Origin of the sequence: Vibrio sp. V08_P9A1T1 (genome assembly GCF_963874405.1) — a bacterium.
Taxonomy (GTDB): Bacteria; Pseudomonadota; Gammaproteobacteria; order Enterobacterales; family Vibrionaceae; genus Vibrio; species Vibrio anguillarum.
On record NZ_CAWNIB010000184.1, the window covers coordinates 1 to 3,318 of the forward strand.

Annotated in this window: 3 protein-coding genes; all 3 read right to left on the minus strand. The window is 42.0% G+C overall.

Translation table 11 applies throughout. From position 1 onward, the window contains the following. Window positions 1-184: 184 nt before the first annotated feature. Entirely contained in the window at window positions 185-658 is a 474-nt protein-coding gene (locus AACT21_RS08030) for a response regulator (RefSeq protein WP_010317964.1), read from the minus strand. Further along, window positions 645-1,982 (minus strand): ATP-binding protein, encoded by a 1,338-nt coding sequence (locus AACT21_RS08035; RefSeq protein WP_017044755.1) that lies wholly within the window; start codon window positions 1,980-1,982, stop codon window positions 645-647. The genes AACT21_RS08030 and AACT21_RS08035 overlap by 14 nt, the downstream gene beginning before the upstream one ends. An 8-nt stretch (window positions 1,983-1,990) precedes the next feature. Next, window positions 1,991-3,318: SLC13 family permease (locus AACT21_RS08040; RefSeq protein WP_094164622.1), on the minus strand; the 1,328-nt coding region annotated here is incomplete at its 5' end.

Below are 3,318 nucleotides of genomic sequence, written 5' to 3' on the forward strand. Positions count from 1 at the left end.
GTCATATATTAAGTCAGATAAATTGCAATTTAGACACTCTTCATCTCAATTTTATTTATGATGAAGAATCTTCTCAAGGACAAATATTGAATGCTGATGACAAGCTTATTGGCCATTTTAATATCATCGATTAATACCCAAACACTTTAATAGCCGCCGTTAAAGTTATTTGGGCATTATTCACTTATCTCAGTTTTGCTAGCACTATTTTCTGATCTAATTCGTTGTGATAGTCTTTATAATCTAAACCTACTTCAAAGATGAATTCTGTCACTAAAGTGCGAACACAATCTACCAGCTCTTTCGCATTCCATGGTTTCTCAAAATACCTATTTACACCTGCAGTGTTAATCGCATTGATCGTATCTGTGTGTGTTGCTTGCCCTGTTAACAGAATTTTCTTTGTTTTCTTAAATCTGGAATCTGCTGCGACCTCGGTTAATAATTCGACTCCTGTCTTTCCTGGCATCACATGATCTGACATCAGCAGCGCAATATGCTCACCTTGTTCGTCAAACTCATCCATTAGATCCAATACTTCATAAGCCGATTCACAATCTTCAATATTCAACCAAGAAGTGAGTGGTTGAAGATCTTGCAGTATCGCACTTAATACTTCCCTTTGATCATCGACACAAATGATATTAAGCTTCTCCATAATCGCTCTCCGTGGGTAATTTAATTCTAAATATTGTTCTTTCATTGTCACTTTTGAGTACGACATTTCCACCATACCCAGAAACAATGCGTTTCACTATTGATAACCCTAGTCCCAAACCAAACGACAACCCTCCTTTTTTGGTGGTGAAGCTTGGTTGGAATATTTTCCGTCTAGTGGCTTCGTTAATTTCAGGACCGTTATTAGCAATGGTTACCAATATACGTTGTTTACTTAATTTGGTTTGTATCTCTATCATTGGCTCTGCTATGTTAGCCATCGCATCACAGGCATTTTTGATGATGTTTACCCAAATTTGTACCAGCTCTGTCTGAGATCCTTTAAATAAGGGTAATGCAGCTGGCCTAATACGGACACTGACACGTCGTAAATCACTCTGTAATAGTGCCAATGCTCGATTGATCGTATCGTTAATATCGAACTCTTCATCTTGAGTAATTTCAGTTCGGCCCAGTTGTTTTACTGATTTAACAATGCCAACAGTATGTTTAGAGGCCAAACGTAAATCATGCAAGTCACGGCCCATTTGCCAATAACGGATAGCTAAATGTGGATTTTTCAGCCAGTGCGAAGATAAGTAGTCTTCTGGAACCGCTTTTGCTAAATCTCTTGCCACATTTTTAGGCAGGGCGTATTGCTTTTCGAAAAGAGCACCTCGCCTTCTAGCTTCGTTTGACGATACTTTCTGACCATACATCAAGCCAAAATCGAAAAAGAGGCTCGCTTCAGGATGAACCTCTTCGAGCAGCTCCATAAACAGTACTTCTAATCGCTCAGATTTGCTACTCACTACCCCGATGGCATTGTTCAATTCATGGGCAATGCCCGCCGCTAACTGGCCCAAGGTCGTCATTTGCTCAGCCGAATATAACCTTTCTAATGCTTTTTCTTTTGCCACTGATTCTTGAGTTGCACGTCGTTGACGGCGGGATAATTCATTCACAATAACGGGGGTAAACTGGGCGGTTAAAGGTCCATATTGATCTTCTTCTAAGACGGCCGTAGTTCGGTCGATCCAGGCAAGCTCTACCGTAGATTCAGCCACCACTGTTGAAGAAGCTATCCATTCACCAGAAAAAAAACTGTGCACGCCAATAAAAGCACCCGCACCGGCTGAAAAAACTTTTATCGGTTTATCGCCTTTTTCATTGTAATAGCCACTCAATTCTCCCGACCATACGAAATAGAGTCGATCATTATAACCTTCTTGCTCAATGACAATACTTCCCGAAGGCAGTTTCACCATCCGTTCAGGATGGCGAAAATAACGATCAATGAGTGCAACAAGTCTTTTATCCGACATAATGCTACCTAACCGATATGACCAACCGCATGAAGTAACCAAACCATAACAAAACTGAGCAGCACCCCTATCACACCGAGGACAACCCCTACTTTAGCCATTTGGTTACTTTGAACGTGCCCGGTAGCATGCGCCAACGCATTAGGTGGTGTACTGATAGGTAATGACATACCAAGTGATGCAGCAAAGGTAACCACGAGAATCAACGTGATTTCTCCACCTAATGGAGTAAGTGAAGTCATTGAAGCACCAAGCGCGGCCATAATCGGCATTAATAAGTTCGCGGTGGCGGTATGTGACATAAAATTGGCCATAATGAGACACAAAAATGCCGCACCAAATAAAACAACGTAAGGTGAATACTGTGCAAAAGGAATGCTGTTCACCACTAGTTGCGCTAACCCCGTTTTGTCTAATGCAAGTCCTAGCGCAATACCACCAGACACTAACCACAGCACATCCCAAGAAATTTTCTTTAGATCTTCTTTGTTGATGATGCCAGTAAGAGAAAAGACAGCCACGGGTATCAGTGCAACAGTATAAGAGTTCATACCATGGGTTGAGCCCATCAACCAAAGAAGAATGGTCAGAGCAAAGGTGACATACACAATAATGGCTTTTGGTGTTTTTAAAAATTTACCTTTAATGGTCAATTCAATTTTTTGTTGCTCTGCTTTAAACATGGCGCTAATCAATACCCATGCGAGTGCCATCATTATGATCACAAACGGCACCCCAAAGGCCATCCATTCACCAAAGGTAATTAAATTTTCACCGACCAGATATTTCAATGCGATCGCATTGGGAGGAGTACCTATTGGCGTACCTATACCGCCAATATTAGCGGCGACCGGAATACACAAAGCAAAAGCAATTCGCCCTGGATCTTTTGGGCCAAACACTGCGATGACTGGCGTTAAGATGGAAAGCATCATCGCTGTTGTTGCGGTATTGGACATAAACATCGAGAAGATGCCAGTAATTAACATCAAGCCTAACATGACATACTTGGGATTCTGGCCAAATGGTTTGAGCAGCACTCGTGCAAGGTTGACATCCAAGCGATACTTAGTGGCGGCCATGGCTAAGAAAAAGCCACCCAAAAACAACATAATAATTGGGCTGGCAAACGTCGCCATGATATCAGTATGTTTTAGCAAGGCACCAAAATGAGCTTCTCCCTCAGCAAGCCTCATAAACCAGATACCTTTATCCGATACCATTAGGAGCTCTAGCACGATCACGACTACCGATGTGGCATAGATTGGGATCGGTTCAAATACCCAACAAAGAGCGGCGAGCAAAAAGATGGCAATCACTCGCTGCTGTATTACGG

Bases quoted from the DNA above. Each gene is read 5' to 3' on its own strand.
- AACT21_RS08030 (WP_010317964.1), bottom strand. From the start codon at position 658: ATGGAGAAGCTTAATATCATTTGTGTCGATGATCAAAGGGAAGTATTA.
- AACT21_RS08035 (WP_017044755.1), bottom strand. From the start codon at position 1,982: ATGTCGGATAAAAGACTTGTTGCACTCATTGATCGTTATTTTCGCCAT.